This is a genomic window from Deltaproteobacteria bacterium (genome assembly GCA_005879795.1).
Taxonomy (GTDB): Bacteria; Desulfobacterota; Binatia; order DP-6; family DP-6; genus DP-6.
The window spans coordinates 1-23,025 of record VBKJ01000133.1 but is presented as its reverse complement, the minus strand read 5'-3'; the positions used below and the strand labels follow the sequence as shown (position 1 = coordinate 23,025).

The window sequence follows — 23,025 nt, the reverse complement described above, 5'->3', positions numbered from 1 at the left end:
AGGTAGGAGGCTGTCGGGGCAAGCACGGCGGCTGCGGCGCCCGGCCCGCCGCTCACGAAGCCGCAACCCGGGCGACTCTCGCGAGCACCGCGAGGAGGTCGTCGCCGTCGATCGGCTTGGGGACGTGCAACTGAAAACCGGCCGAGAGCGCTTTCTCCCGGTCCTCGGCCCGGGTGCGGGCCGTGAGCGCGACGGCACCGAGCGCGCGTCCGTACCGGCCCTGCGCGGCCCGGATCCTCCGCATGAGCGAGTATCCGTCCTCGCCGGGCATCGCGATGTCGCACAGGAGCACGTCCGGCCACCAGATCTCGAGCTGAGCGAACGCCTCGGCGGCCGACCGGCAGGCGCGGACCTCGGCGCCCGCCCCGCGCAAGACCGCTTCGAGGACGTCGCACGTATCCGGCTCGTCGTCGACCACCAGGAGGCGCAGGCCGCCGAGTGGCGCGGGCGCCGCGCGGGCGAAGGTCTCTCCTCGCGGCGCGCGCTCCTGCTCGCTCGCGCCCCGAATCGCGACCCCGCGCGGGAACCGCACCCTGAAGGTGGTTCCCTTCCCCTCGCCCTCGCTCTCGGCCTGGACGGTGCCGCCGTGGAGCTCGGTGATGTGACGGACGATTGCGAGACCGAGGCCCAGGCCGCCGTGCGCGCGCGTGGTGGACGCGTCGGCCTGCCGGAACCGCTCGAAGAGATGGGGCAGGAACCCGGGCGCGACCCCCCGGCCCGTGTCGCTGACCGTCAGCTCGAGGTGGGCGTCCACGCGTTGGAGCGTGACATCGACGCGCCCGCCCTCGGGCGTGAACTTGATCGCGTTGGAGAGCAGGTTCCACACCACCTGCTGCAGCCGCTCCGGATCGCCCCGGATCACGTCGACCCGTGGCTCGAGCTTTGTCTCGATGCGGATGTCCCTGGCCGCAGCCGCCGGTCGCACCGCTTCGATTGCCGCCTCGATCACCCAGGCGAGCTCCGTCGGGCGGAGGTCGAGGCGCAGCTTCCCGCCGATGATGCGCGAGACGTCGAGGAGGTCGTCGACCAGCCGGGCCTGCATCCTCGCACTGCGCTCGATCGCGTCGAGCGCGCGCGCGGCGTGGGCGGGATCGAACGTCCGCTGCCGCAGCTGACTCACCCAGACGAGGATCGGCGTGAGCGGGGTGCGGAGCTCGTGGGAGATGGTCGCGAGGAACTCATCCTTCAGGCGGCTGGTCTCCTCGGCTTCCCGGTACAGCCGCTCGTATTCGATCCCGAGGGCGATCCGGTCGGCGACGACCTGGAGCAACTGCGCGTCCTGTCGATCGAACTGCCGGCGCCGGCGCGTGCCCACGTGGAGCACACCGATCACCCCGCCCTCGAAGAGAAGCGGGACGCCGAGGAGCGAGCGGACTCCCTTCTCGCGCAGGATCGGGTTCAGCACCTGGGAGTGGTCGACATCCTCGATGAAGATCGGTCGCTTCTCGGAGGCCACGAGTCCCGCGAAGCCGCGCCCGATCGGAATCCGGACACCCGCCTCGACCTCCTCCTCCAGCCCCTTGGCCACGCGCGCCACGAGCTCCTCGCCCTCCCGCAGCAGAATGGCGGCGGTGTCGACCCCGAGGATCGAGCGCACGCGGACGAGGAGCTCGCTCAGCAGCTCCTCGAGCGACAGGCGCCCGAGCGCGGTGTCGGTGACCGCCTCGAGCCAGCGAACGGCTTCTTCGGGTCGCCTGGATGCGGGCCCGGGCTCTCTCGTGCTCTCCGGCCTGGTCAAGATCGAAGGACTGGGGGATGCGGGTTCCTGTTAGTAGAGGATTCGACGACGATCGACAAGGCCCGCGCTCGATCCGTCGTCGTCCCCACTCGAGAGGGGGCCGAGTCACCTTCCCCCGACGCCGCACCGTCCCTCCCCCGCTCCCGAGTCGGGGCCCCAGTGCCCGCTGTTCCGATTGTCCTGATGCCAGTGCCACGCCTGCCTCACCGCCGAGGCGAGCCCGCGGGTGCGGAAGACGTGCAGGTAGCCCTCCCGTGTCATGAGGGCGACGTCCAGCCGCCCGTCGCAGTCGAGGTCCGCCACCGCGGGCGTGAAGAGCGAGAAGCCGCCGGTCCACTTGGGGAAGCCGGCGACGGGCTGGCCGGTGCGGCCGTCCCAGGCGTGGAGCGCGGCGGAGTCCGTCGCCAGGATGACGTCCGGGACGCCGTCGCCCGAGACGTCGGCCAGCGCGGGCGCGCTGAAGAAGGCGAGGCCCTGGATCGGCTGCGAGAACTGCGACAGGCTCTGGCCGGTCGACGGATCCCAGACGCCCACGCCCGAGTGCACGCGGATTCCCATGCCCGGCGTCTCGACGACGCCGGTCGCGACGTCCGAGGCGGAGGACCCCGACTGGGCGATCAGCGGGGCGCCGCCCCCGAGCAGGACGCCCGCCGACGGCGAGGTGGTGAACGGCACGATCGCGCCGCCGTCGGCGAGCGAGGCGTCGGCGAACTGCCGCGTCGCGCGGGTGCGGAGGTCGACCAGGTACTGCCCGAACAGGTTGACCGTCACGACCGCGACCGGCCCCGTCGGCAGGTCGTAGACGACGGGCGAGGTGAGGCCCTCGGTGACGAAGTCCTGCGCGGAGCCGTAGCCCTGCACGAGGCCCTGAAGCGCGACCGGCCAGCCCTCGATGAGGCCGGCGTTGCCGCGCGCCGTGCCCTGGCCGTAGAAGGCGAGGAGATAGCCGGCGATCGGGGCCCCGGCGGGTGAGTCGCTGGGCCACGACGTGTCCTGGAGGGAGACGACCAGGTCCGGCGTGCCGTCGCCGTCGATGTCCGCGACCGCGGGCGTGGCGACGACCTTGTCGTCGCGCGCGTAGGTCTGGCCCGAGGGGCGGAGCGCCGGGTAGTCGGTGTCGACGGGCCAGCCGGCGACCGCGCTCCCGTCGCCGTGCCAGGCGTACACGTGCCCGTCCCAGGCCGCCTGCACGATGTCGAGCGCGCCGTCGCCGTCGAGGTCGACGAGCACCGGTGCCGCGAACGCGCCGGTGGAGCGGTTGCGGTGATACGGCGTGTCGGGGGTCGGAACGGGCTGGTGGGCGAAGGCACGGTCGGTCTCGACCGGGAAGCCGGAGAGCAGCGTGCCGTCGCTCCGCCACGCGTACGTGCGGCCGCTCACCGTGGTGGCGACGATGTCGAGCTGGCCATCGCCATCGACGTCCCCGACCGCCGTCGGCGCCGCGATCCCGTCGCGCGGGCGAGCGCTCGGGTCGTTACCCCAGCGCGGGACGGCGAGGTAGTTCACGTCCGAGGCCGGGTCCATGCCGGGCGCGGGACCGGTGAAGACCGGGAAGCCCGGGGCCTCGCGGCCATTGGCACGGAGCACGTGCACCGTGCCGCCGGCGGTCGCGACCACGACGTCGAGCGTGCGACGCCCCTCGAGGCCGGCGATCGTCGGCGAGGACTCGCCCGAGCTGCCGAGGCGGACCGGGAAGCCGGGCATCTCGCTCGCGTCGTGACGCAGGTGGAAGGCGCGCCGGTCCTCGCCGACGAGGCCCGCCGCGTCCGTCACGCGCACGCGCACGGTCACGTCGTAGCGCTCGATCGAGAGGCGGTCGGGCGTGATGGCGAAGTCCCCGCTCCAGAACGATGACGGGATGTTCGTGAGCCCGAGCGAGGCGCACGCGGTGCCGGACCGCCTCCCCCGTCCCGAGCCGATGGGCACGAACTCGGACTCCAGGGGCTCCGGCCCGAGTGCGTACCCGATGGTCCAGGTGTAGGGACCGGGATTCCGCGCCGCGACGGCGGCGCAGATATTGAGGGCCGAGCGCACGGTCGGGTCGACCTCCTGATACCAGTCGGGCTGCAGGATGTCCGCGGTCGGGGGGATCCTCCCGGCGTGGACGGCCCGGACCGCCCGGTAGACGTTCGGCCGCCCGTAGCCGTACTGGATGTTGAAGGTCGCACCCGGAAGGCCCGGGAACGGCAGCGTCGGATCGTCGATGGGGGACACCGTCGAGCGCACGACCTGCTTCACCTCGTCGGCGCTGAGCGGCCGGGCGATCTCGAGCGCCGCCGCGGCGTCGAGTCCGGCGCTGATGACCAGGGCGGCCACGCCCGCCTGGGTGGGTGTGCCGGTCGAGGTCGAGCCGTCGTTGTTGGGCACGCTGAAGAGCGCGTGCGGACCGAATGATGTGAGCGTCGAGCGGCTGCGGTAGGTCCGGTTCAGGAGCACGCTCGGCGACTGCTGGCCGCGCGTGGACTGATCGCCGACGATCGAGTTCCCGGGCCAGAGGTGCGGGTAGAACATGCCGTCGGTGTGGTCGCCCGAGTCGAAGTCGTTCGAGGCCCACGCGACCACCACGCCGCGGTCGTAGGCGTAGCGCAGCGCCTGGGCGACCTCGGGGATGAGCCCGGTCGACGCGATCACGCCCGTGATCACCTTCGCACCCGAGTCGACCGCGAACGTGATCGCCTCGGCCACCCGGTCGGGTCGGTCGATCGCCTCGTCGCCCGCCTTGACGGTGAGGAGGCGGCACCTGGGACACATGCCCGCCGTGCGGAGCGCGTTGTCGGTCTCGCCGAGCACCTGCCGCGACTCGCCGTTCGCGTGGCCGTAGACGCTGTTGTCGGTCTGCGGATCGTTCGTGTCGCGGTGGAAGTTCCAGCCCGAGATGTCGTCCACGTAGCCGTTGCCGTCGTCGTCGCGGCCGTCCGAGAACGCGACGATCAGGTCCTCGGCGGTGATCCCGCTCGCCTGGGTGTGGAGGAACGGCCGCCGCACGCGCGGGTCGTCGGCCCAGTCGTCGACGTTGACCACGCCGTCGCCGTTCAGGTCGTAGGCGCCGTGTGTCACGCCGCCGGCGTCCTCCGGGAGCGGCAGCTCGCCTGTGTTCAGGTAGGCGCGCCGGCGCAGCTCGGGGCTGTCGTCCAGGCGCCAGTTCACGCCGCCCTCCATGTAGGCGACGATGACGTCGTCGCGCCCGCGGTCGCCGAGCTCGTTCCAGACCCGCTCGACGCTCATGCCGCTCGCGCCCTCGGGATCGGTGGCGGCCGGCGCGTCGCTCGGCAGACAGGAGTAGAGGTACCACTGCTCCTCGTTCCACGTCTTCGTCCGATCGCCCCGCTCGGCGGGCGCGTAGTCGGGGTCGTTCGGGTAGGCGGGGAGGTTGCAGGTGCCGCTCTGGGCGGCCGCGGGCGCAGGTGCGGCAAGCGGGGCGACGAGACAGAGCGCGGCGAGAAGCCGGAGCGAGCGGGGACGCGAGACGGCGGGCATGCGACCTCCTCGTGATCTGGTCAGCTCGCCTGCGGGTACCATGCGCCGGCGAGGAGGGTAATCGAATGAGACCTGAGCAGCAGCGCCGAAAAGGGGGGAGACCACGCCCAGCGAAAGGTGACGCCGGCGGCCCACGCCGCCGGCTCCGCCCCGAAGCGGGTCTATGCGCGGGGACTTCTGCTAGCGAGCTAGATGGATGGGACGACGCGCGCCCGTGCGCGGTCGGAGCCGCGGCGCGGGCATCAGCCGCCCACCCGCGCGCGGATCACGTCGTTGTAGCTCTGGCCCGGCGGGATCACGTCGAACGCGCGCGCGGGCATGAACGTGACGTAGAGGGTCCGGCGGCCCGGGCCGCAGCCGCTCGGCGGCGGCGCAGCGTGCAGGGTGTCGCCCAGGTGGACCGTGCAGTCGCCGGGCTCCGTGTCGACGGCGACGACCGGCAGGTCCGGACGCTCCAGGTCGCGCCGGTGGCAGGATCCGCGCCAGGAGCCCGTCAGGAAGAGGAGGCGCCCGGTCTCCGCGGTCGCCGCGTCGAGTTGCACGCCGACGTTGACCGCGGGACACGTGATGGGGTGCCCGCCGAGGCCGCAGTCGCGATGCCACGGCAGATCGGAGAGGCCCTCGACGACGGCCGGGTTCTTGATCACGAGCGAATGCCCGTCCGAGCGGTCGAGCGTGGGGCGGAGCGGCTCTCCCGCGAGCGCCGCCAGGCGGCGGAGCCGCGGGTCGTCGCTCAGCGCGGCGATCTCCGGGAGCCCGAGGCCGAGGTAGACGAGGCGGCAGAGGACCGGCGCCCCGTCGGCCCGCCTCGCCCACCACGAGCGGCCGTCGCCCGGTCGCGCCCTCGCCTGGGCCCGGTCCACCGCAGCCGCGATGTGCGCGATCTCCTCCGGCGCGAAGACGTGCCCGACGAGCAGGTAGCCCGTCTGGCCGAGGAAGTGGCGCAGCTCCTCGGCCGAATCGTCGAGCCGGAAGCGCCGGTGGAGGTCGAGTGGCGCGCCGGCCGGATCGCGGAAGTCGCAGCCATGGGGGTCGAAGATCGGCCGCCCGGAGAACAGGGCGCGCAGCGCCGGCTCCCAGCGCTCGAGGTCGGCGGGCTCACCGCGCACGAACCGGACCCGGCCTCCGTAGAGGAGACCGGCCGCCGTGTGCAGCTCGTGCACGAAATCCGACCACGCCGACGGGTCGAGCTCGACGATGGTCGGGGCCTCGGCGACCGGCTCGACGGCGATCGCGTCGGCTGCGGGCGTCAGCCGGTAGGCGCGGCCGTCGGTCAGGAGGAATGCGATCGGGGCGGCCCCCCGCAAGTCGCGCGCGGCCGCTCGCCCGGCCTCCGACACGCAGCGGGCGGGCAGCACGCGGCGGTGGTAGTCGTCGAAGTCGAGGGCCGGGAAGCCGTGCACCGGGCCCGCGGCCCCGCTACTTGCCGGAGCGCACGAGGGCCTCGACGTCGAAGACGTCGGGGTTGAACTTGATCCGGCCATAGAAATGGGACGTCGGGCTCGATTTGATCCCGGCGACCGTGGCACGGTTGAGCTTCAGGTTCTCCGCGCACTGGTAGGCCATGTTCGAGCCCTGCATGTAGTCGACCTTGCCGTTCGGCCGCGTGAACGGGATCGGGTTCCACGCCATCACCTGCATGGTGTTCAGCTGCTCGCCCTTCCAACCGTACTTGCGGTGCCAGGCGCCCTGGTAGGTGAGCTTGTCGATCCAGAGCTCGAGCTTGCCGTAGAGGTAGTAGCGGTCGCGCGGCACGCCCTCGACCACCCAGAACGGCCGCCGGGCGAGCACCGAGGGGCCGGTCGGCGCCCACGCGAGGCCCTTCCACGCGGGATCCATGTAGCCGAGGAACTTCGTGTCGGGCCAGTCCGCGTCCCAGGCCCCGACCTCCGGCACCCAGCGGGCCTTGGAGACGTCCTTCAGATTGAGGTCCTCGGCGAAGCGGAGCCCCTCCGCCTCGCCCTTCAAATGCCACTCGAAGTCCTCCGGCTTGCCGTCGAAGAAGGGACCGTCGTCCTGGCTCATGTCCGAGCCGAGGAAGCCGTCGGACCGGTTGGCCGGGCTCACGGCCCGCACGCGGCGGAGCGCGGGGACGTAGGACCAGGTGGAGTCCCGCCGGTCGGGATCCCGGTACCGCCAGGTGAGGGCGGCGGTGCCGTGCAGGTCGGCGGGCGCCTTCACGAGGATCAGGGCCTGGGTCAGGAAGTTCTGCGGGTTCGGCAGGCGCTCGTCCGCCGGGACGCCGTCGTAGTAGGCGAAGCGGACGTCCAGGTCGGTGCGGCGGTCGAGGCCCCGGGGGCTGATCCAGTTCACCTGCGACTCGGCGAGCAGGTTCCCGAAGTACCAGAAGCGGTAGAACTGGTTCCACACCACCTTCACGCCGGCCGCCGGATCGCTCGGGTCGATGGTCGGAAACGGCAGGCCGAGGACGTACGGCGGCTGCTTGCCGGTCTCCTTGCTCAGGATCTCCCCGCGCGGGCCTACGGTGAACCTGCCCGCGTTGGCCTTCGTCGCGGCGAGGAAGTCCGGCGGCCAGCTGTACTTGCTCTCCGGCCAGTCGACGATGGGGTTGCTGTACTCGCCCTCGCGGTAGTGCCGCAGGATCTCCGGGGGCAGCAGGGTCTCCGCCTCCCGCCAGGTGCTCTGATCGAGCGTCTCGCCGGGCTTCGGCCCCTCAGCCGCGCGCGCGGCGACGGTCGCGAAGAGGACGAGAGCGACCACGACGAGCCCTGGCCTGGACATCATGGTGTTCAGCTCACCCGCCGACCGGCGCGGCACTGTAGCCCGGATCCGGGCGCGAGGGCAACGGAAATCCCGACACGGAAATCGCGGCTACGGAGCCTGGCCCGCGCCCTGCCTTCCTTCGCGTACAGCGCCTCGAGGAAGAACACGTCCCCTCGCCGCTCGGCGGTGCTGAAGCGGGCGAGCCGGCTCAGGCGACCTGCGCGACCGCGGCCTCGGCCGCCCGCGTGCGCGCCCGCTGCCGGTAGAGGCGGAGGTCGGCGCGGCGGGTCCGCCACCAGTACGCGACCGTGGTGCCGGACCAGTTGTTGGTGATGCGCCCGTCGGCCCGTTTGTACCAGCTGTGGTCGGTCGTCGCCCACACCGAGCGCGCGAGCACGGCCCGCAGACGCTCGTTGTACGCCCGCATCACGTCGGCGCGGACGTCGAGCCACGCGAGGTCGCGCGCCGCGAGCGCCCGGATGCAGTCCATGATGTAGCGCACCTGGCACTCGATCATGAAGATGATCGAGTTGTGGCCGAGGTTCGTGTTGGGGCCGTAGAGCATGAAGAAGTTCGGGAAGCCCGCGACGCTGATGCCGAGGTACGCCTCCGCGCCGTCCTGCCAGACCTCCTCCAGCAGGCGGCCGTCGGGTCCCGCGATCTTCATCGGCACGAGGAACGACGTGCTCTCGAAGCCGGTCGCGACGATGACGACGTCCGCGGGGCGGGCGCGGCCGTCGCGGGTCACGATCGCGTCCTCGGTCACGCGCTCGATCGGGCTCGTCACGACCTCGACGTCGTCCCGGTTGAGCGCCTGGTAGTAGTCGTCGGAGATGAGGATGCGCTTGCCGCCGATCGGGTAGTCGGGCACGAGCGCGCGCTGCAGCGCCGGATCGGACACCGTCGCGCGGATGTTCTCCTCGGCCATGCGGGTGATCATGCGGCTCATGAAGCGGTTCCGGCGGAAGATCGGGAAGCGCTGCTCGTACTGGAACCAGAGCCACCAGCGGTATAGCCGGGCGAGGCCGGGCACGCGTGCGAAGAGTCGCTTCTCCCGCTCGCCGTAGACCCGGTCGTTCTTCGCGATCATCCAGTTGGCGCTGCGCTGGAAGACGTGGAGACGCTTCACCACGGGCGCGATCTGGGGGATGAACTGGATGGCGCTCGCGGCGTTGCCGATCACGGCCACGGTCTTGCCGCCGAGGTCCACGTCGGGCCGCCAGCGCGCGGAGTGGAAGGACACGCCCCGGAAGCGAGCGAGCCCGGGGATGGCAGGGTGCGACGGGCGATTCAGCTGCCCGACGGCGCTCACCAGCACCTCGGCCTCGATCGTCTCGCCGGCGGCGGTGCGGATGCGCCAGATGCCGGCGTCCGCGTCGAAGCGCGCGCCCGCGACCTCGGTCCCGAAGCGGATGTGGGGGAGGAGGTCGTACTTGAGGTTGCAGTGCTCCATGTAGGCGAGGATCTCCGCCTGCGGCGCCCACTTCCGCGACCAGTCGGTCTTCAGCTCGAAGGAGAAGCAGTACACGAACGAGGGCGAGTCGCACGCGGCGCCGGGGTAGGTGTTGTCGCGCCAGGTGCCGCCCAGCCGGTCGGTCTTCTCGAGGATGGTGAAGGAATGGATCCCGGTCCGCTTCAGCTGGATCGCCATGCAAAGGCCGCCGAAGCCCGACCCGATGATGACGATGCGCGGATGGGTCCGATCCTGGGCTTGCAACTCGGGTCCTCTCCTCGTGCCGGTTGCCCGAACGTCCGACTACTACGCCGTGGAGAGAGGGCGCGTCAACGCGTCGCCGCGGCGCGCGTCGCCCGGGCCGCGGGCTTGACCCTCTCGAGCCTGGTATGAAACGAGCCATTCCCTGCATGACCTTGCGCAGCATGTGGTCGCCGGGGGCGGAGGGCGCGCGCCGGTCAGCGCTGCTCCATGCGCTCGCGGCGCTCGCCGTGGCGGCGCTCCCCGCCCGCGCCGCGGCGTTCGGTCTCGACGACGTGGCCGAGAGGGCCCACCGGCTCGCCGAGAAGCCCTTCCTCGACGCGAAGGGACGAGTGCCCGACTGGCTCCTCAAGATCAGCTACGACCAGTGGCGCGAAATCCGCTTCCGGCCCGAGCGGGCGCTCTGGCGTGACCGGAAGGCGCCCTTCCAGGTGCAGTTCTTCCACCCCGGGCTATACTACAACCGGACCGTGCGGGTGAACGTCGTCGAGGCGAAAGGGATCCACCCCGTCGACTTCTCGCCCGATCAGTTCGACTACGGCAAGAACGACTTCGCGAGCCGGGTGCCGCAGAACCTCGGCTATGCCGGCCTTCGTGCCCACTATCCGATCAAGACGCGGGACTACTTCGACGAGGTCATCGTGTTCCTCGGCGCGACCTACTTTCGAGCGGTCGGGAAGGACGAGGGGTTCGGGCTGTCGGCGCGCGGGCTCGGCATCGACACGGCGGAGTCCTGGGGCGAGGAGTTCCCCTTCTTCAAGGAATTCTGGCTGGTCAGCCCCGCTCCGCAGGCGGACCGCCTGACGGTCTACGCCCTGCTCGACAGCCCGAGGCTCAGCGGCGCCTATCGCTTCGTGGTCCGCCCGGGCGAGCAGACGGCGGTCGACGTCGAGTGCCGCCTCTTCCTGCGCAAGGAGGTGCGCAAGCTCGGGATCGCGCCGCTCACCAGCATGTTCTTCCACGGCGAGAACACCAACCGGCCCTTCGACGACTTCCGCCCCGAGGTGCACGACTCCGACGGGCTGCTCATCGGCTTCGCGAGCGGCGAGTGGCTGTGGCGCCCGCTCGAGAACCGCCGCACGCTGAACGTGAACCGCTTCCGGATGGAGAGGCCTCGGGGGTTCGGGCTGCTGCAGCGAGATCGCGAGTTCGATCACTACCAGGATCTGGAGACGTACCCGGAGCGCCGGGTGAGCGCCTGGGTCGAGGCGGGCGGCGACTGGGGAGCGGGCTCCGTGGAGCTGGTCGAGATTCCGAGCCCCTCGGACACGAACGACAACGTGGTCGCCTACTGGGTGCCGGAGAGCGCGCCGAAGCCCGGCGAGCCGGCCGCCTTCTCGTACACCCTCTACTGGTTCGGCGACGACCCGGCACGGCCGCCCGGCGGTCGCGCCGTGGCCACCCGTCGCGACGGCGGCACCGCCAAGGATGCCCAGCGCTTCGTGATCGACTTCGCCGGCAAGAAGCTGGCGGCGATACCGGCCGACCGGGTGCTGCACGGCGTGGTCACCGTGGCCGGCGGAGCCGAGGCCGGCGAGCTCCTCGAGGAGCACGTGGTGAAGAATCCCTTCACCGGCGGCTGGCGGCTCACGTTCCAGGTGCGGCCGAAGAGGCGGGAGCCGCTCGAGCTGCGGGCGTTCCTGGAGCAGGGGGGCGACACGTTGACGGAGACGTGGTCCTACGTGATCCTGCCGTGAGCGAGCAGGCACCCCGCTCGCGTTCTCCCGCGATGGATGGCGATCCGGCTCCGCTGCGACAGGTCGGCCCGGCGTGCGACCGCCGCCTCGAGGTGCCCGCGGGCCGGATCCTCCACGACTGGAAGGAGGCCCACACACGCGCGCGCGCCTACCTTGCCGCCCTCGGGCTCGACGCGCACGACCATGGCGCCCTCGCGGCCCGGGCGGTCGAACGCGCCCTGACGCAGCCGTGGGAGACCGGGGGCGACGCGGTGTCGGAGACGATGCGCGCGCTGCGCCAGCTCGTGCAGGAGGAGCGTCCGGGAGCCGCGCGTCCGCCGCAGGGCCCCCCCGACGGCTTCCTCCCCTGGCGCCTCGAGCGGGCGTTCGGAGGACGCTCGCCACGGAGCGACAACCCGGGCCGGCCGGCGGGGATCGCCGCCGGGGACGGTCTCCTGCGCTCGATGCCCGAGCTCAGCCGCCGGGCGATGGTCTCGGAGCCGATCGAGCGCCGCTTCCTGCGCCGCCGGCGCCGGAAGCGGGCGCCGGCCGCCCCGGCCGACCGGGCGCTCTATGGCGGCCAGCTCCGCCGGATGCGCCGCCGGCTCCCGTGGGCGCGCGTCGCGTTCCGACGCCGGCTCCTGCTCGGTCTGCTGGTGCTCGTCCCCACCATCATCGCGAGCGAGTTCATGGTCGGCGTCCTGCCCCACCAGGGGCGCACCTGGCTCGAGGTCACGATCGCGGCCTTCTTCGGCGCCCTCTTCGGCTGGATATCGATCGGCTTCTGGACCGCCGTGCTCGGCTTCCTCACCCTCGTCCGCCGCCGCGATCGCTTCGCGATCACCAGCCTCGAGCCGTCGGGCGACGAGGCGCCGGCGGCCCCGGCCGAGGGCGTCCTCGCGGCCATCGTGATGCCCGTCTGCGAGGAGCCGGTCGAGCGGGTGTTCGCGGGGCTCAGGGCGATCCATCGCTCCCTCGAGCGCGCCGGCGCGCTCGACCGCTTCCACTTCTTCGTGCTCAGCGACTCGGCCGACCCGAGCGCGGCCGTGAAGGAGGAGGAGGCATGGTTCGACTGGTGTCGCGCCGTCGACGGCTTCGGCCGTATCTTCTATCGCCGCCGCAAGGCGCGCGTGGAGCGCAAGAGCGGCAACGTCGCCGACTTCTGCCGGCGCTGGGGCCGGCGCTACCGCTACATGGTCGTACTCGACGCCGACAGCCTGATGACCGGCGAGACGCTCGTCCGTCTCGTCGAGCTCATGGAGCGCCACCCGGGCGTCGGCATGATCCAGACCGCACCCGCGGCCGTGAACCGCAGCTCGCTGTTCGCGCGCGTGCAGCAGTTCGCGAGCCGGGTGTACGGCCCGATGTTCGCGGCCGGCCTCCACTACTGGCAGCTGGGCGACGGGCAGTACTGGGGGCACAACACGATCGTTCGCGTCGAGCCCTTCATGGATCACTGCGCGCTGCCCCGCCTCCCCGGCCGGGAGCCGCTCGGCGGCGAGATCCTGAGCCACGACTTCGTCGAGGCCGCCCTCATGGGGCGGGCCGGGTGGAGCCTGTGGCTCGCCTACGACCTCGGGGGCAGCTACGAGGAGACGCCGTCGACGCTGCTCGAGGAGATGAAGCGCGACCGCCGCTGGTGCCAGGGGAACCTGCAGCACCTGCGGCTCCTCTTCACCGAGGGCCTGTTCGGCGCGCACCGCGCGCTCTTCCTGAACGGCGCGCTGTCGTACGTCTCGGCCCTCCTCTGGTTCGTCTTCTTGACGCTCAGCACGGTGGAGGCGGTCGCGACCGCGCTCCGGGAGCCCGAGTACTTCCCGCACGGGGCGAGCCTGTTCCCCGAGTGGCCGATCTGGAGACTCGACTGGGCGCTCTGGCTGCTGGCGGTGATCGCCATGATCCTCTTCCTCCCCAAGATCCTGAGCGTGCTCCTGATCGTGCTCAGGCGGCGCAGCGCGCGGGCCTTCGGCGGCGTCGTGAAGCTGTCGCTCGGCGTGCTTCTCGAGATACTGCTCTCGAGCCTGCTCGCCCCCATCCGCATGGTGTTCCACAGCCGGTTCGTCCTGACGAACCTGCTCGGGCGCACCGTGGGCTGGCGCTCGCAGGGCCGGGAGGAGATCACCACCAGCTGGCGGGAGGCGCTCCGGCACCACGGGCTCGACTCGCTGTTCGCGAGCGCGTGGGGCGCGGCCCTCTTCTGGCTGAGCCCGGGCTACTTCTGGTGGGTGACGCCGGTCATCGGCGCGCTCATCCTGTCGGTGCCGCTCTCGGTGTACACGAGCCGCTCGAGCCTGGGCGAGCGCGCGCGGCGGTGGGGGCTGTTCGTGATCCCCGAGGAGACGGCGCCACCCCCGGAGCTGCACGACCTGCTCGAGCTGGCGCGCATCGCCCGCCGCAAGACGTCCGCGTTGCCCGAGCGCGAGCGGGACGGCTTCGTCCGTGCCGCCGTCGATCCCTACGTGAACGCGCTGCACCGGGCGCTGCTCGGCCGCAGGCGTTCGCTCGAGCCGAGGCTCCGGGCGGCGCGCGAGGCGCTGCTCGAGCGGGCGCTCGCCGAAGGGCCCGCGAGCCTGACGGCGCGCGAGCGCGGCATCCTGCTCCGGGATCCCGACCTGACCGACGGGCTCCACCGGCGCGTCTGGGGCCTGCCCGAGCGCGAGCGGGCCGCGCGCTGGGGCCGTCCCGGGCGGGCCCCGCACCCGGGGCCGCCGCCCTCGCCTTGAGCCCGCCGCGTCCGTCCCGTCCCGCGCGCCGCCCCTCCCACGTCGGCCCGCGCCTCGCCCTGCTGCTGCTCGGCGCCTGGCTCGGCTGCAGCCGTGACGCGCACGACGGCGTGGTGATCGAGCTGTGGGCGATGGGGCGCGAGGGAGAGGTGGTGGCGCAGCTGATGCCGGGGTTCGAGCGCCGCCATCCGGGCCGCCGCGTACGCGTGCAGCAGATTCCGTGGAGCGCCGCGCACGAGAAGCTGGTGACGGCCTACGTGGGCGGGGCGATGCCCGACGTCTTCCAGGCGGGCAACACCTGGCTCCCGGAGCTCGCCGCCCTGGGCGCGCTCGAACCGCTCGACGGCCGGATCGCGCGCTCTCCGGTCCTCGCGGGCGGAGACTACTTCCCCGGCATCCTCGATACCAACGTCGTCGACGGCGTCACCCGCGGCGTGCCGTGGTACGTGGACACGCGCGTCCTCTTCTACCGCCGCGACCTGCTCGCGGAGGTCGGCTGTCCCGACCCCCCGCGCACGTGGGCGACGTGGACCGACGCGATGGTGCGGGTGAAGGCGCGAGCGGGCCCGGAGCGCTATGCGATCCTGCTCCCCCTCCACGAGTGGCAGCCGCCGGTCGTCCTGGCGCTGCAGCTCGGAGCGGGGCTCCTGCGCGACGGCGAGCGCTACGGCGACTTCCGCAGCCCGCCCTTCCGCCAGGCGTTCGACTTCTACCTCGACCTCTTCCGGCGCGGCTTCGCGCCCGGCACCGGGGAGGCCGCCGTGACCAACGTGTACCAGGATTTCGCGGCCGGGTACTTCGCCCTGTATATGAGCGGCCCGTGGAACATCGGCGAGTTCCGGCAGCGGCTGCCGCCCGGCCTGGAGGGGCGCTGGGCGACCGCACCCCTGCCGGCGCCCGACGCCGGCTACCCGGGTGTCTCGCTCGCCGGCGGCGCGAGCCTCGCCCTCTACCGGAGCTCGCCCCGCAAGGAGGCTGCCTGGCAGCTGATCGAGTACCTCTCCGAGCCGGCCCAGCAGACGCGCTTCTACCGGCTGACGGGTGACCTTCCGGCGCGGCGGAGCGCGTGGACCGAGGCGGCGCTCGACCGTGAGCCGTACACGGGCGCGTTCTGGACGCAGCTCGAGGCCGTGCGCGCGACGCCGAAGATCCCCGAGTGGGAGCGGATCGCCACCGAGATCGCCCGGCACGCGGAGGCGGCGGTGCGCGGGACCATGACGGCGGACGAGGCGCTCGCCGCGCTCGATGGGAAGGTGGACGCGCTGCTCGCGAAGCGCCGCTGGCTCCTCGGCCAGGCGGAGGCGCGGTGACGCGGCGCCGGCGGATCGGTCCCGCCGTCTGGTTCGTGGCGCCGGCGCTCGGCCTGATCGGCGTCTTCTTCCTCGCGCCGGTCGTCGCCGCGCTGCTCTTGAGCTTCACGGACTTCGACGTCTACGCCATCGGCGACCCGCGCCACCTGCGGGTGGTCGGCGGGGACAACTACGCAACCCTCCTGCGCGACCCGCGCTTCTGGATCGCGCTCCGCAACACGCTCTACTTCGTCCTCGTCGGCGGCCCGCTCTCCGTCGCCGTCTCGCTCGGCGCGGCGCTCCTCGTGAACGCCAGGCTGGCGCGCCTCCGCGGCTTCTTCCGGACGGTCTTCTTCCTGCCCGTGGTGACCACGCTGGTCGCGGTTGCGGTCGTCTGGCGCTACCTCTACCACCCCCGCTTCGGCCTCTTGAACCGGGGGCTCGCGCTGGTCGGGCTCGGTCCGATCGACTGGCTCGGCGATCCCGCCTGGGCCATGCCCGCCATCATCCTGCTCGCGGTGTGGAAGAACTTCGGCTTCAACATGATCATCTTCGTCGCCGGGCTCGAGAACGTCCCGGAGCGCCTCTACGAGGCCGCCCGGATCGACGGCGCGGGCGCCTGGCAGCAGTTCCGGCGGGTCACGCTGCCGATGCTCGCGCCGACCTTCGTCTTCGTCGGCGTGGTCACGATGATCGGCTACTTCCAGCTCTTCGCCGAACCCTACGTCATGACCCAGGGAGGGCCGGCGGACAGCACCCTCAGCGTCGTGCTGCTCATGTACGAGGAGGGCTTCCGCTGGTGGACCATGGGCCGCGGCGCGGCGATCGCCTTCGTGCTCTTCGCCGTCATCCTCGCCGGCACGGCCTTGCAACTTCGGCTGCGCGGGCTAATGGTTGGAGAGCGGGAGATGGCGACGGCACCGGCGGGGCGGCGGGGGGCGGAGGAGGCGGGCGCATGAGGCGTGCGGCCGAGGCGGTCCTGCTGCACGCGGCCCTCGTCGGGGGCGCCGTGCTCGTCCTCGCCCCGCTCCTCTGGATGGTCTCGGCGTCGCTGATGCCCGCCGGCGAGGCCACCGCCGTCCCGCCGCGCCTCGTGCCGAGCGCCATCACGTTCGAGCATTATCGCGGGCTCTTCACGCGCCTCGACCTGGCGCGCTCCTTGCGCAACAGCGCCGGGCTCGCCGCGTCGGTCACGGTGATCGCGCTCCTCGTGAACTCCATGGCGGGCTACGCCTTTGCCAAGCTCCGCTTCGCCGGGCGCGAGCACATCTTCCGCGTCCTCCTGGCAGGCCTCGTGATCCCGGCCCAGGTCGGCATGCTGCCGCTCTTCCTGATGCTCCGCGAGCTCCGCCTGGTGAACACGTACGCGGGCGTGATCGTCCCGGGGATGGCGAGCGTCTTCGGCATCTTCCTCGTCCGTCAGTACGCCCTCTCCATTCCGGAGAGCGTGCTCGACGCCGCCCGCATCGACGGCGCCGGCGAGCTCCGTATCTACCGCTCGCTGGTGCTGTACCTGTGCGCGCCCATCCTGGTGACGCTCGCCGTCTTCACGTTCATGGGGACGTGGAACGACTTCATGTGGCCGCTCGTCGTGCTCGCCGACGCCCGCCGCTACACCTTGCCGGTGGCGCTCGCGAACCTGGCGGGCGAGCACGTGCAGGACGTGGAGCTGATGATGGCCGGGGCGGTGCTGACCGTGCTGCCCGTCCTCGTGCTCTTCGTCTGCCTGCAGCGCTACTACCTCGCCGGCATCATGGCCGGGAGCGTGAAGGAGTAGCGCGCCGGGTGACGACCGCACGCCGAGCGACCTGGCCGGCCGCTCTCCTCCTCGCGCTCCACCTGGGCGGCGCCCGCGCACGCGCTGCGAGCGTCGTCCTCGACGACTTCGAGACGTTCACCGGCTGGACCACCGTCGCCTCCGAGGGCGCGCGCGCGTGGACGCTCCAGGAGCCCGGGCACTCGGGCATGGGGATGCGCGTCGGGTTCGACCTCGGCAGCGGCGGCGGGTACGTCATCGTGCGCAAGCAGTTCCCGCTCACGCTGCCCGAGAACTACGCGTTCACCTTCTCCCTGCGCGGGGAAGGGCGCGGCAACAACTTCGAGTTCAAGCTGGTCGACCCGGCCGGGAAGAACGTTTGGTGGGAGAATCAGCGCGACTTCTCCTTTCCCACCGACTGGCAGGGCATCACGATCCGCAAGTCCCGCCTCTCCCTCGCCTGGGGCCCGTCCCGAGCCCGGGAGCCGAAGCAGGTGGGCACCATCGAGTTCGCGATCTCGGCCGGGGAGGGGGGGAGCGGATCGATCTGGATCGACGACCTCCGCTTCGAGGAGCGCGAGCCCGTGACCCCGGACGGCGTCCCCCCCGACATCCAGGCCTCGACCTCGCTGCCCGGCCACGAGCCGCCGCTGATGCTCGACGAGGACGCGGCGACGGGCTGGAAGAGCGAGCCGGTCCCGCGCGCCCAGTCGGTGCTCCTCGACTTCCGCAAGAACCGGGAGTACGGCGGCCTCGTCATCGATTGGGACCCGGACGACTACGCGACGTCGTTCGAGGTGCAGGTCTCCAACGACGGCACGCAGTGGACGACCGGCTTCTCGACCGTGACCGGCCACGGAGGCCGCGACTACATCTACCTCCCGGACGCCGAGTCCCGGTTCATCCGCCTCGACCTCCGGCACAGCAGCCGGGCGCAGGGCTATGGCATCGCCACGCTCACGGTGAAGCCGTTCTCGTTCTCCGCCTCGCCGAGCGACTTCTTCGCGGCGATCGCGCGGGACGCGCCCGAGGGGACGTACCCCAAGTACCTCTACGGGCGCCAGACGTACTGGACGCTCGTCGGCGCGGCCGGGGACGAGAAGGAAGCACTCCTGAACGAGGAGGGGATGCTCGAGGTCGACAAGGCGGCGTTCTCGATCGAGCCCTTCCTCTACGCCGGCGGCGAGCTCGTCACCTGGCACTCGGTCACGACCGGGCAGGAGCTGCAGGACGGCTACCTCCCCATTCCCTCGGTCACCTGGCAGCACGAGCGGCTGACGCTCACCGTCACGGCGTTCGCGGGTGGGGAGCCCGGCGCGTCCACGCTCTACGCGCGCTACCAGATATCCAACCGTGCTGACCGGGGTGAGCCGGTGCGGCTCTACGTGGCGATCCGTCCCTTCCAGGTGAACCCGCCCTGGCAGACGCTCAACGTATCGGGGGGGGTCACGCACATCCGCAGCATGCGCTTCGACGGGCGCGTGGTCTGGGTGGACCGCGACCGCGCCGTGGTTTCGCTCACGCTGCCCGACCACTTCGGCGCCGCGCCCTTCGAGGCGGGTTCGGTCACCCGCTTCCTCGCTGCGGACCGCGTGCCGCCGCACACCGAGGTCACCGATCCGCTCGGCTTCGCCTCGGGCGCGCTCCAGTACAACCTCTACCTCGAGCCCAAGGGGCGTGCGGAGGTCGACCTCGCCGTCCCCTTCCACGACGTGGCACCCACCGCCGCGCGCCTGATCGCCGCCGACGGTGCGGCCTACGTCGCCGAGCAGCAGGAGCGGACGCGGCGCGACTGGGAGACGGTGCTCGGGCGGGTGGCCATCGACCTGCCCCCCGAGGCGCGCAAGCTCGAGCAAACGCTCAAGACGACCCTCGCCTACATCCAGATCAACCGCGACGGCCCCGCCATCCAGCCCGGATCGCGCAACTACGCCCGCTCGTGGATCCGGGACGGGGCCATCACCTCCTCCGCGCTGCTCGAGATGGGCTTCACGCCCGAGGTGCGCGAGTTCCTGCGCTGGTACGCGCGCTACCAGGGCCCCGACGGCAAGGTGCCGTGCTGTGTCGACCGGCGCGGCGCCGAGCGCGTCTCCGAGCACGACAGCCCGGGAGCGTTCGTGTACGCCGTCGCGGAGTACTACCGCTACACCCGCGACGTGGGCTTCCTCCACGACATGTGGCCGCACGTGCTGCGCGCCGTCGACTACCTGGCGGCGCTGCGGGGGCAGAGCACGGGCGACGACTTCAAGGCGCCGGACAAGGCCGTGTTCCACGGCATCCTGCCCGCCTCGATCAGCCACGAGGGCTACTCGGGGTACCCGGTCCACTCCTACTGGGACGACTTCTTCGCGCTGCGGGGCTTGAAGGACGCGGCCGACATGGCCCGGGTGGTCGGCGACGAGGGGCGCACCGCCAAGCTCGCGGCGTTGCGCGATTCCTTCCGCGAGGCGCTCTACGCCTCGATCGGCCGCGCCATGGCGCAGCACGGGATCGACTTCCTCCCGGGCTCGGCCGAGCTCGGCGACTTCGACCCGACCTCGACGAGCATCGCGCTCGCGCCCGGCGGCGAGCTCGGGCATTTGCCCGAGCCCGCGCTGACGCGGACCTTCGAGCGGTACTGGGAGGAGCTCGTGGCGCGACGACGGGGCGACACGGACTCGGACGAGTACTCTCCCTACGAGGTGCGCAACGTGGGCGCCTTCGTGCGCCTCGGCGAGAAGCAGCGCGCGCTCGATCTCCTCGACCAGCTCCTGGCCGACCAGCGGCCGCGCGGCTGGAACGAGTGGGCCGAGATCGTGTGGCGGGACCGGGAGGCGCCCCGGTTCATCGGGGACATGCCGCACACCTGGGTGGGCTCGACCTTCGTCCGTTCGGTGCGCGCGCTGCTCGCCTACGAGCGCGAGTCGGACCAGGCGCTCGTCCTGGCGGCGGGTGTGCCGGCCGCCTGGGTCACGGCCGAGCCGGGCGTCAGCGTGAAGCGTCTGCCGACGTACCACGGGGTGCTCGACCTGAGCCTGCGCGCCGAGGGCGCCGACGCGGTGCGCCTGCGCGTGTCCGGGGACCTCGCCGTGCCGCCGGGGGGCATCGTGGTCTGCTCGCCCCTCGCCCGGCCCCTGCGCGCGGTCAGCGTGAACGGCCGGCCGCTCGCGGCACACACCGCCGACACCGCCACCGTCCGGGAGTTCCCCGCCGACATCCTGCTGGAGTACTGACGAGACGGCCCGCGCATTCGGCCGATCGCACTCGCTCGCGCCGTGAGGTCATCCCGTCGGTCGCCACGCCGAGGGGGCGGTTTCCAGCGGTGTCGATCGTGCGGGCCGACTGCGCACGGGAGCGGGCGGGAAGTGCGGCGGTGATCCCCGCGGGCCTCGAAGGTCCCCACGGTGGGCGCGTGAACGAGCTGCACATTCTTCTGGCAGGCACGCCGGCTCTTCGCGCGGCACTTCGGGACACCGCTCCCGCCCGCATGGCAGCACTGGATGGGGTCGTGGAGGCGCGTAGAGGCGGGCTCAGCACCCGCGAGGAGAAGGGTGCATGTCAAGACGCCGTGAACGGCTAGCCGGGAGGACACGGACGCGATGATCTCGCCGCCGGTTTGCGGCTGTCAATATCGAATCTGCGATACGCGGCGCACCCCCGGCTCAATCCCCGAGCGCGCGCCCGTCCTCCCCGAAGAGGTGCACCCGGGCGGGATCCACCTGCACGCCGACGGGCTCGCCCTTGGCGAGCCCCGGCATCCCCTGCACGCGGGCGACGAGGCGGACGCCGCCGTCGCCGCCGGTGGCGACGCGCAGGTGGGCCTGCGTCTCGTGGCCCAGGCACTCGAGGTGCTCGACGACGGCGCGCACGGCGCCCTCGGCGGCGCCGGCGGGCACCAGCCGCAGCGACTCCGGGCGGACGCCGGCGGTGACGGCCGCCGCGTGCGCCGGCGCGCCGGACACGGGCACCGGCTGGCCGCCCAGGTCCATCACGACCCGGCCCCGGTCGTCCACCGAGAGGCGGGTGGGGAAGAGGTTCATCGGCGGGTTGCCGATGAAGCCCGCGACGAAGGCGTTGGCGGGGCGGTCGTAGAGGTCGCGCGGGGGGGCGACCTGCTGCAGGCGGCCCCGGTCGAGGACGGCGACACGGTCGCCGAGCGTCATCGCCTCCACCTGGTCGTGGGTCACGTAGATCATCGTCGTGCCGGTGCGCGCCTGCAGCTCCCCGATCTCCGCCCGCACCTGCACGCGGAGCCTGGCGTCGAGGTTGGAGAGGGGCTCGTCGAGGAGGAAGACGCTCGGCTCCCGCACGAGCGCGCGGCCCATCGCGACGCGCTGCCGCTGCCCGCCCGAGAGGTGCCTCGGCAGGCGGTCGAGGAGATCGCCGATGCTGAGCAGCTCCGCCGCCCGCTCGACCCGCCGGCGCCTGTCGGCGCGCGGCAGCCGGCGCATGCGGAGCGGGAACTCGAGGTTGCCGCGCGCCGAGAGGTGCGGGTAGAGGGCGTAGTCCTGGAAGACCATGGCGACGTTGCGCTCCTGCGGGCTGAGCTCGTTCACGACCCGCTCGCCGATGCGGACCGTCCCGGCGCTGACCTCCTCGAGCCCGGCCACCAGCCGGAGCAGCGTCGACTTGCCGCAACCCGACGGACCGACCACGACCACCAGCTCGCCATCCTCGACCCGCAGGGTGCAGTCGGCGACAGCGCGCGTCCCGTCGGGGAAGACCTTGTCGACGTGCTCGAACTCGACGCTCGCCATCGTGCTCAGTCGAAGAAGCGCTCCTCGCCGATCACCGCCAGGGCGCGCGCAGCGATCGCGTCGGCGGCAAACCGCCGGCGCATGCTCGCGCACTGCTCGCTGATCTTCGACGAGCTGTTCTTCCTCCAGCTCGGGCTGGCGCTCCGGCGGAGCGTCGCCGTGCAGGAGCCGGGCACGGCGTTCCCGCCCTCGACGCGGCTCGTGCCGGCGCTGCGTGCGCGGCTGCCGGCGCAGTTCATCTCACGCCTCGGGCGTGATGACCATCTCGTATAGGGCCCGTATGGCACTTATCGCTTGCGTCCCACAAGCCCTTCCTCGTACCGAACCATCGTGCCGGCCCGGAGCGGAGGGGCGCTCCGGATTTCGATGGCGCACCGCGGGCGCCATCAAGGCATCCATGCCGGCAACGGGTCGTTTCGGTACGCTACGCGTCAAATGTCGGAAGGGTTGAAATCGCGCGCGCGTGGCTCGCCCGTGGCCCGCTACGGACGATCGCGTGGCGGCCCTCTACCCGCCCCATCGCCGACGACGGGCGTGCTCCACCGCGTCGTGCGCGCGCACCTTACCGAGTTCCTCGCCGCCGTGGACGCGCAGACCGACGGCAGTGGTCTCCCCGGCTTCATCGTGAACGAGTTCCGGAAATTCCTGCGTTCCCCCTCGTGACGCTAGATCAGGTGCCGCCCTCCTGCAGCGCATAATCGAATCGCCCCTCCTTCTCGTCCGTGGCCTCGTGCAGCTGGCGGGCGCGTGCGAGCAGCGGAGAATCGCCGGCGCAGTGCTCCACGTAGCGCGGTACCAGCATGGACGGGATCCGCAGCTTCTCGCCCGCGTCGATCCGCTGATTGCCGCTCACGCGAGGGTTGAGGTTGCGGAGGGTGCGGAACCACCCGTTGCGGTTCTGGCCCGGTCCGAGACAGATCGTCAGCTCGCCGATCGAGGCGGACTCCCTGAGCGCGATCGTGGTCGCGCCGAGCTCCAGCCCTGACGATACGAGGCCGTAGTCCTGCGCATGCAAGAAGATCCAGGCAGCCGCGAGGACGCCTGGGACGTAGCTCCGTGTCTCCATCGGAATTGCCTCGGACAGCTTCGCGTCCCAGAAGCTCAGCCCCGAGATCTGCTTGTGGAGCGTAGCGAGTTTCCTCTCGCCCGCGTTGTACGCCGCGAGCGCCTTCGGGAGATCGTTGCCGAATCT

General features: G+C 71.9%; 13 protein-coding genes. 7 read left to right on the top strand and 6 right to left on the bottom strand.

The features are described 5' to 3' along the window. Positions 1-52: 52 nt before the first annotated feature. The 5 genes from E6J59_08840 to E6J59_08820 all read right to left on the bottom strand — a co-directional run bounded on the left by E6J59_08840 (position 53) and on the right by E6J59_08820 (position 9,590). Complete coding sequence (locus E6J59_08840) at positions 53-1,738, bottom strand: GAF domain-containing protein (GenBank protein TMB20342.1); 1,686 nt, start codon at positions 1,736-1,738, stop codon at positions 53-55. A gap of 105 nt (positions 1,739-1,843) precedes the next feature. Further along, positions 1,844-5,257 carry a hypothetical protein gene (locus E6J59_08835; GenBank protein TMB20341.1) on the bottom strand — a complete coding sequence of 1,138 codons (3,414 nt, stop codon included), beginning with the start codon at positions 5,255-5,257 and terminating at the stop codon, positions 1,844-1,846. A gap of 200 nt (positions 5,258-5,457) precedes the next feature. Next, complete coding sequence (locus tag E6J59_08830) at positions 5,458-6,699, bottom strand: phytanoyl-CoA dioxygenase family protein (protein TMB20340.1); 1,242 nt, start codon at positions 6,697-6,699, stop codon at positions 5,458-5,460. Next, positions 6,635-7,960, bottom strand: a complete 1,326-nt coding sequence (locus tag E6J59_08825) for a DUF1329 domain-containing protein (protein TMB20339.1) — start codon at positions 7,958-7,960, stop codon at positions 6,635-6,637. Before E6J59_08825 ends, E6J59_08830 begins: the two co-directional genes overlap by 65 nt. A gap of 187 nt (positions 7,961-8,147) precedes the next feature. Beyond that, positions 8,148-9,590, bottom strand: coding sequence for an NAD(P)/FAD-dependent oxidoreductase (locus E6J59_08820; GenBank protein ID TMB20338.1), 1,443 nt, complete (start codon positions 9,588-9,590; stop codon positions 8,148-8,150). Positions 9,591-9,817: 227 nt separating this feature from the next. On the opposite strand from E6J59_08820, the gene E6J59_08815 reads away from it, so the two are divergent. From E6J59_08815 to E6J59_08790, 6 genes are all read left to right on the top strand, one after another. Then, a complete protein-coding gene (locus tag E6J59_08815; protein TMB20363.1) occupies positions 9,818-11,350 on the top strand; it encodes a glucan biosynthesis protein in 1,533 nt (510 codons plus the stop codon). Positions 11,351-11,922: 572 nt separating this feature from the next. Then, the gene (gene mdoH / locus E6J59_08810; GenBank protein ID TMB20362.1) at positions 11,923-14,052 is read left to right on the top strand and encodes a glucans biosynthesis glucosyltransferase MdoH; all 2,130 of its coding nucleotides are present in this window, start codon (positions 11,923-11,925) and stop codon (positions 14,050-14,052) included. A gap of 131 nt (positions 14,053-14,183) precedes the next feature. Beyond that, positions 14,184-15,362, top strand: a complete 1,179-nt coding sequence (locus E6J59_08805; GenBank protein ID TMB20360.1) for an extracellular solute-binding protein — start codon at positions 14,184-14,186, stop codon at positions 15,360-15,362. 14 nt (positions 15,363-15,376) lie between these two features. Beyond that, positions 15,377-16,300 carry a sugar ABC transporter permease gene (locus E6J59_08800; GenBank protein ID TMB20361.1) on the top strand — a complete coding sequence of 308 codons (924 nt, stop codon included), beginning with the start codon at positions 15,377-15,379 and terminating at the stop codon, positions 16,298-16,300. Beyond that, the gene (locus tag E6J59_08795; protein ID TMB20337.1) at positions 16,297-17,118 is read left to right on the top strand and encodes a carbohydrate ABC transporter permease; all 822 of its coding nucleotides are present in this window, start codon (positions 16,297-16,299) and stop codon (positions 17,116-17,118) included. Before E6J59_08800 ends, E6J59_08795 begins: the two co-directional genes overlap by 4 nt. Positions 17,119-17,126: 8 nt before the next feature. Beyond that, positions 17,127-20,309: a discoidin domain-containing protein gene (locus tag E6J59_08790; protein TMB20336.1), complete on the top strand. Its 3,183-nt coding sequence runs from the start codon at positions 17,127-17,129 to the stop codon at positions 20,307-20,309. A 429-nt stretch (positions 20,310-20,738) separates the two neighbouring features. Here the strand turns inward: E6J59_08790 and E6J59_08785 are convergent, their stop codons facing one another. After that, positions 20,739-21,833: an ABC transporter ATP-binding protein gene (locus E6J59_08785; GenBank protein TMB20335.1), complete on the bottom strand. Its 1,095-nt coding sequence runs from the start codon at positions 21,831-21,833 to the stop codon at positions 20,739-20,741. A gap of 81 nt (positions 21,834-21,914) precedes the next feature. Here E6J59_08785 and E6J59_08780 point away from each other — a divergent pair, with 81 nt between their 5' ends. Next, on the top strand, positions 21,915-22,106 hold the full coding sequence (locus tag E6J59_08780; GenBank protein TMB20334.1) for a hypothetical protein: 192 nt from the start codon (positions 21,915-21,917) through the stop codon (positions 22,104-22,106). Positions 22,107-23,025: the final 919 nt, after the last annotated feature.

Bases quoted from the DNA above. Each gene is read 5' to 3' on its own strand.
- E6J59_08835 (TMB20341.1), bottom strand. From the start codon at position 5,257: ATGGTACCCGCAGGCGAGCTGACCAGATCACGAGGAGGTCGCATGCCC.
- E6J59_08830 (TMB20340.1), bottom strand. From the start codon at position 6,699: ATGGCCGGATCAAGTTCAACCCCGACGTCTTCGACGTCGAGGCCCTCG.
- E6J59_08825 (TMB20339.1), bottom strand. From the start codon at position 7,960: ATGATGTCCAGGCCAGGGCTCGTCGTGGTCGCTCTCGTCCTCTTCGCG.
- E6J59_08820 (TMB20338.1), bottom strand. From the start codon at position 9,590: ATGGCGATCCAGCTGAAGCGGACCGGGATCCATTCCTTCACCATCCTC.
- E6J59_08815 (TMB20363.1), top strand. From the start codon at position 9,818: ATGTGGTCGCCGGGGGCGGAGGGCGCGCGCCGGTCAGCGCTGCTCCAT.
- mdoH (TMB20362.1), top strand. From the start codon at position 11,923: ATGCGCCGCCGGCTCCCGTGGGCGCGCGTCGCGTTCCGACGCCGGCTC.
- E6J59_08805 (TMB20360.1), top strand. From the start codon at position 14,184: ATGGGGCGCGAGGGAGAGGTGGTGGCGCAGCTGATGCCGGGGTTCGAG.
- E6J59_08795 (TMB20337.1), top strand. From the start codon at position 16,297: ATGAGGCGTGCGGCCGAGGCGGTCCTGCTGCACGCGGCCCTCGTCGGG.
- E6J59_08785 (TMB20335.1), bottom strand. From the start codon at position 21,833: ATGGCGAGCGTCGAGTTCGAGCACGTCGACAAGGTCTTCCCCGACGGG.
- E6J59_08780 (TMB20334.1), top strand. From the start codon at position 21,915: ATGCTCGCGCACTGCTCGCTGATCTTCGACGAGCTGTTCTTCCTCCAG.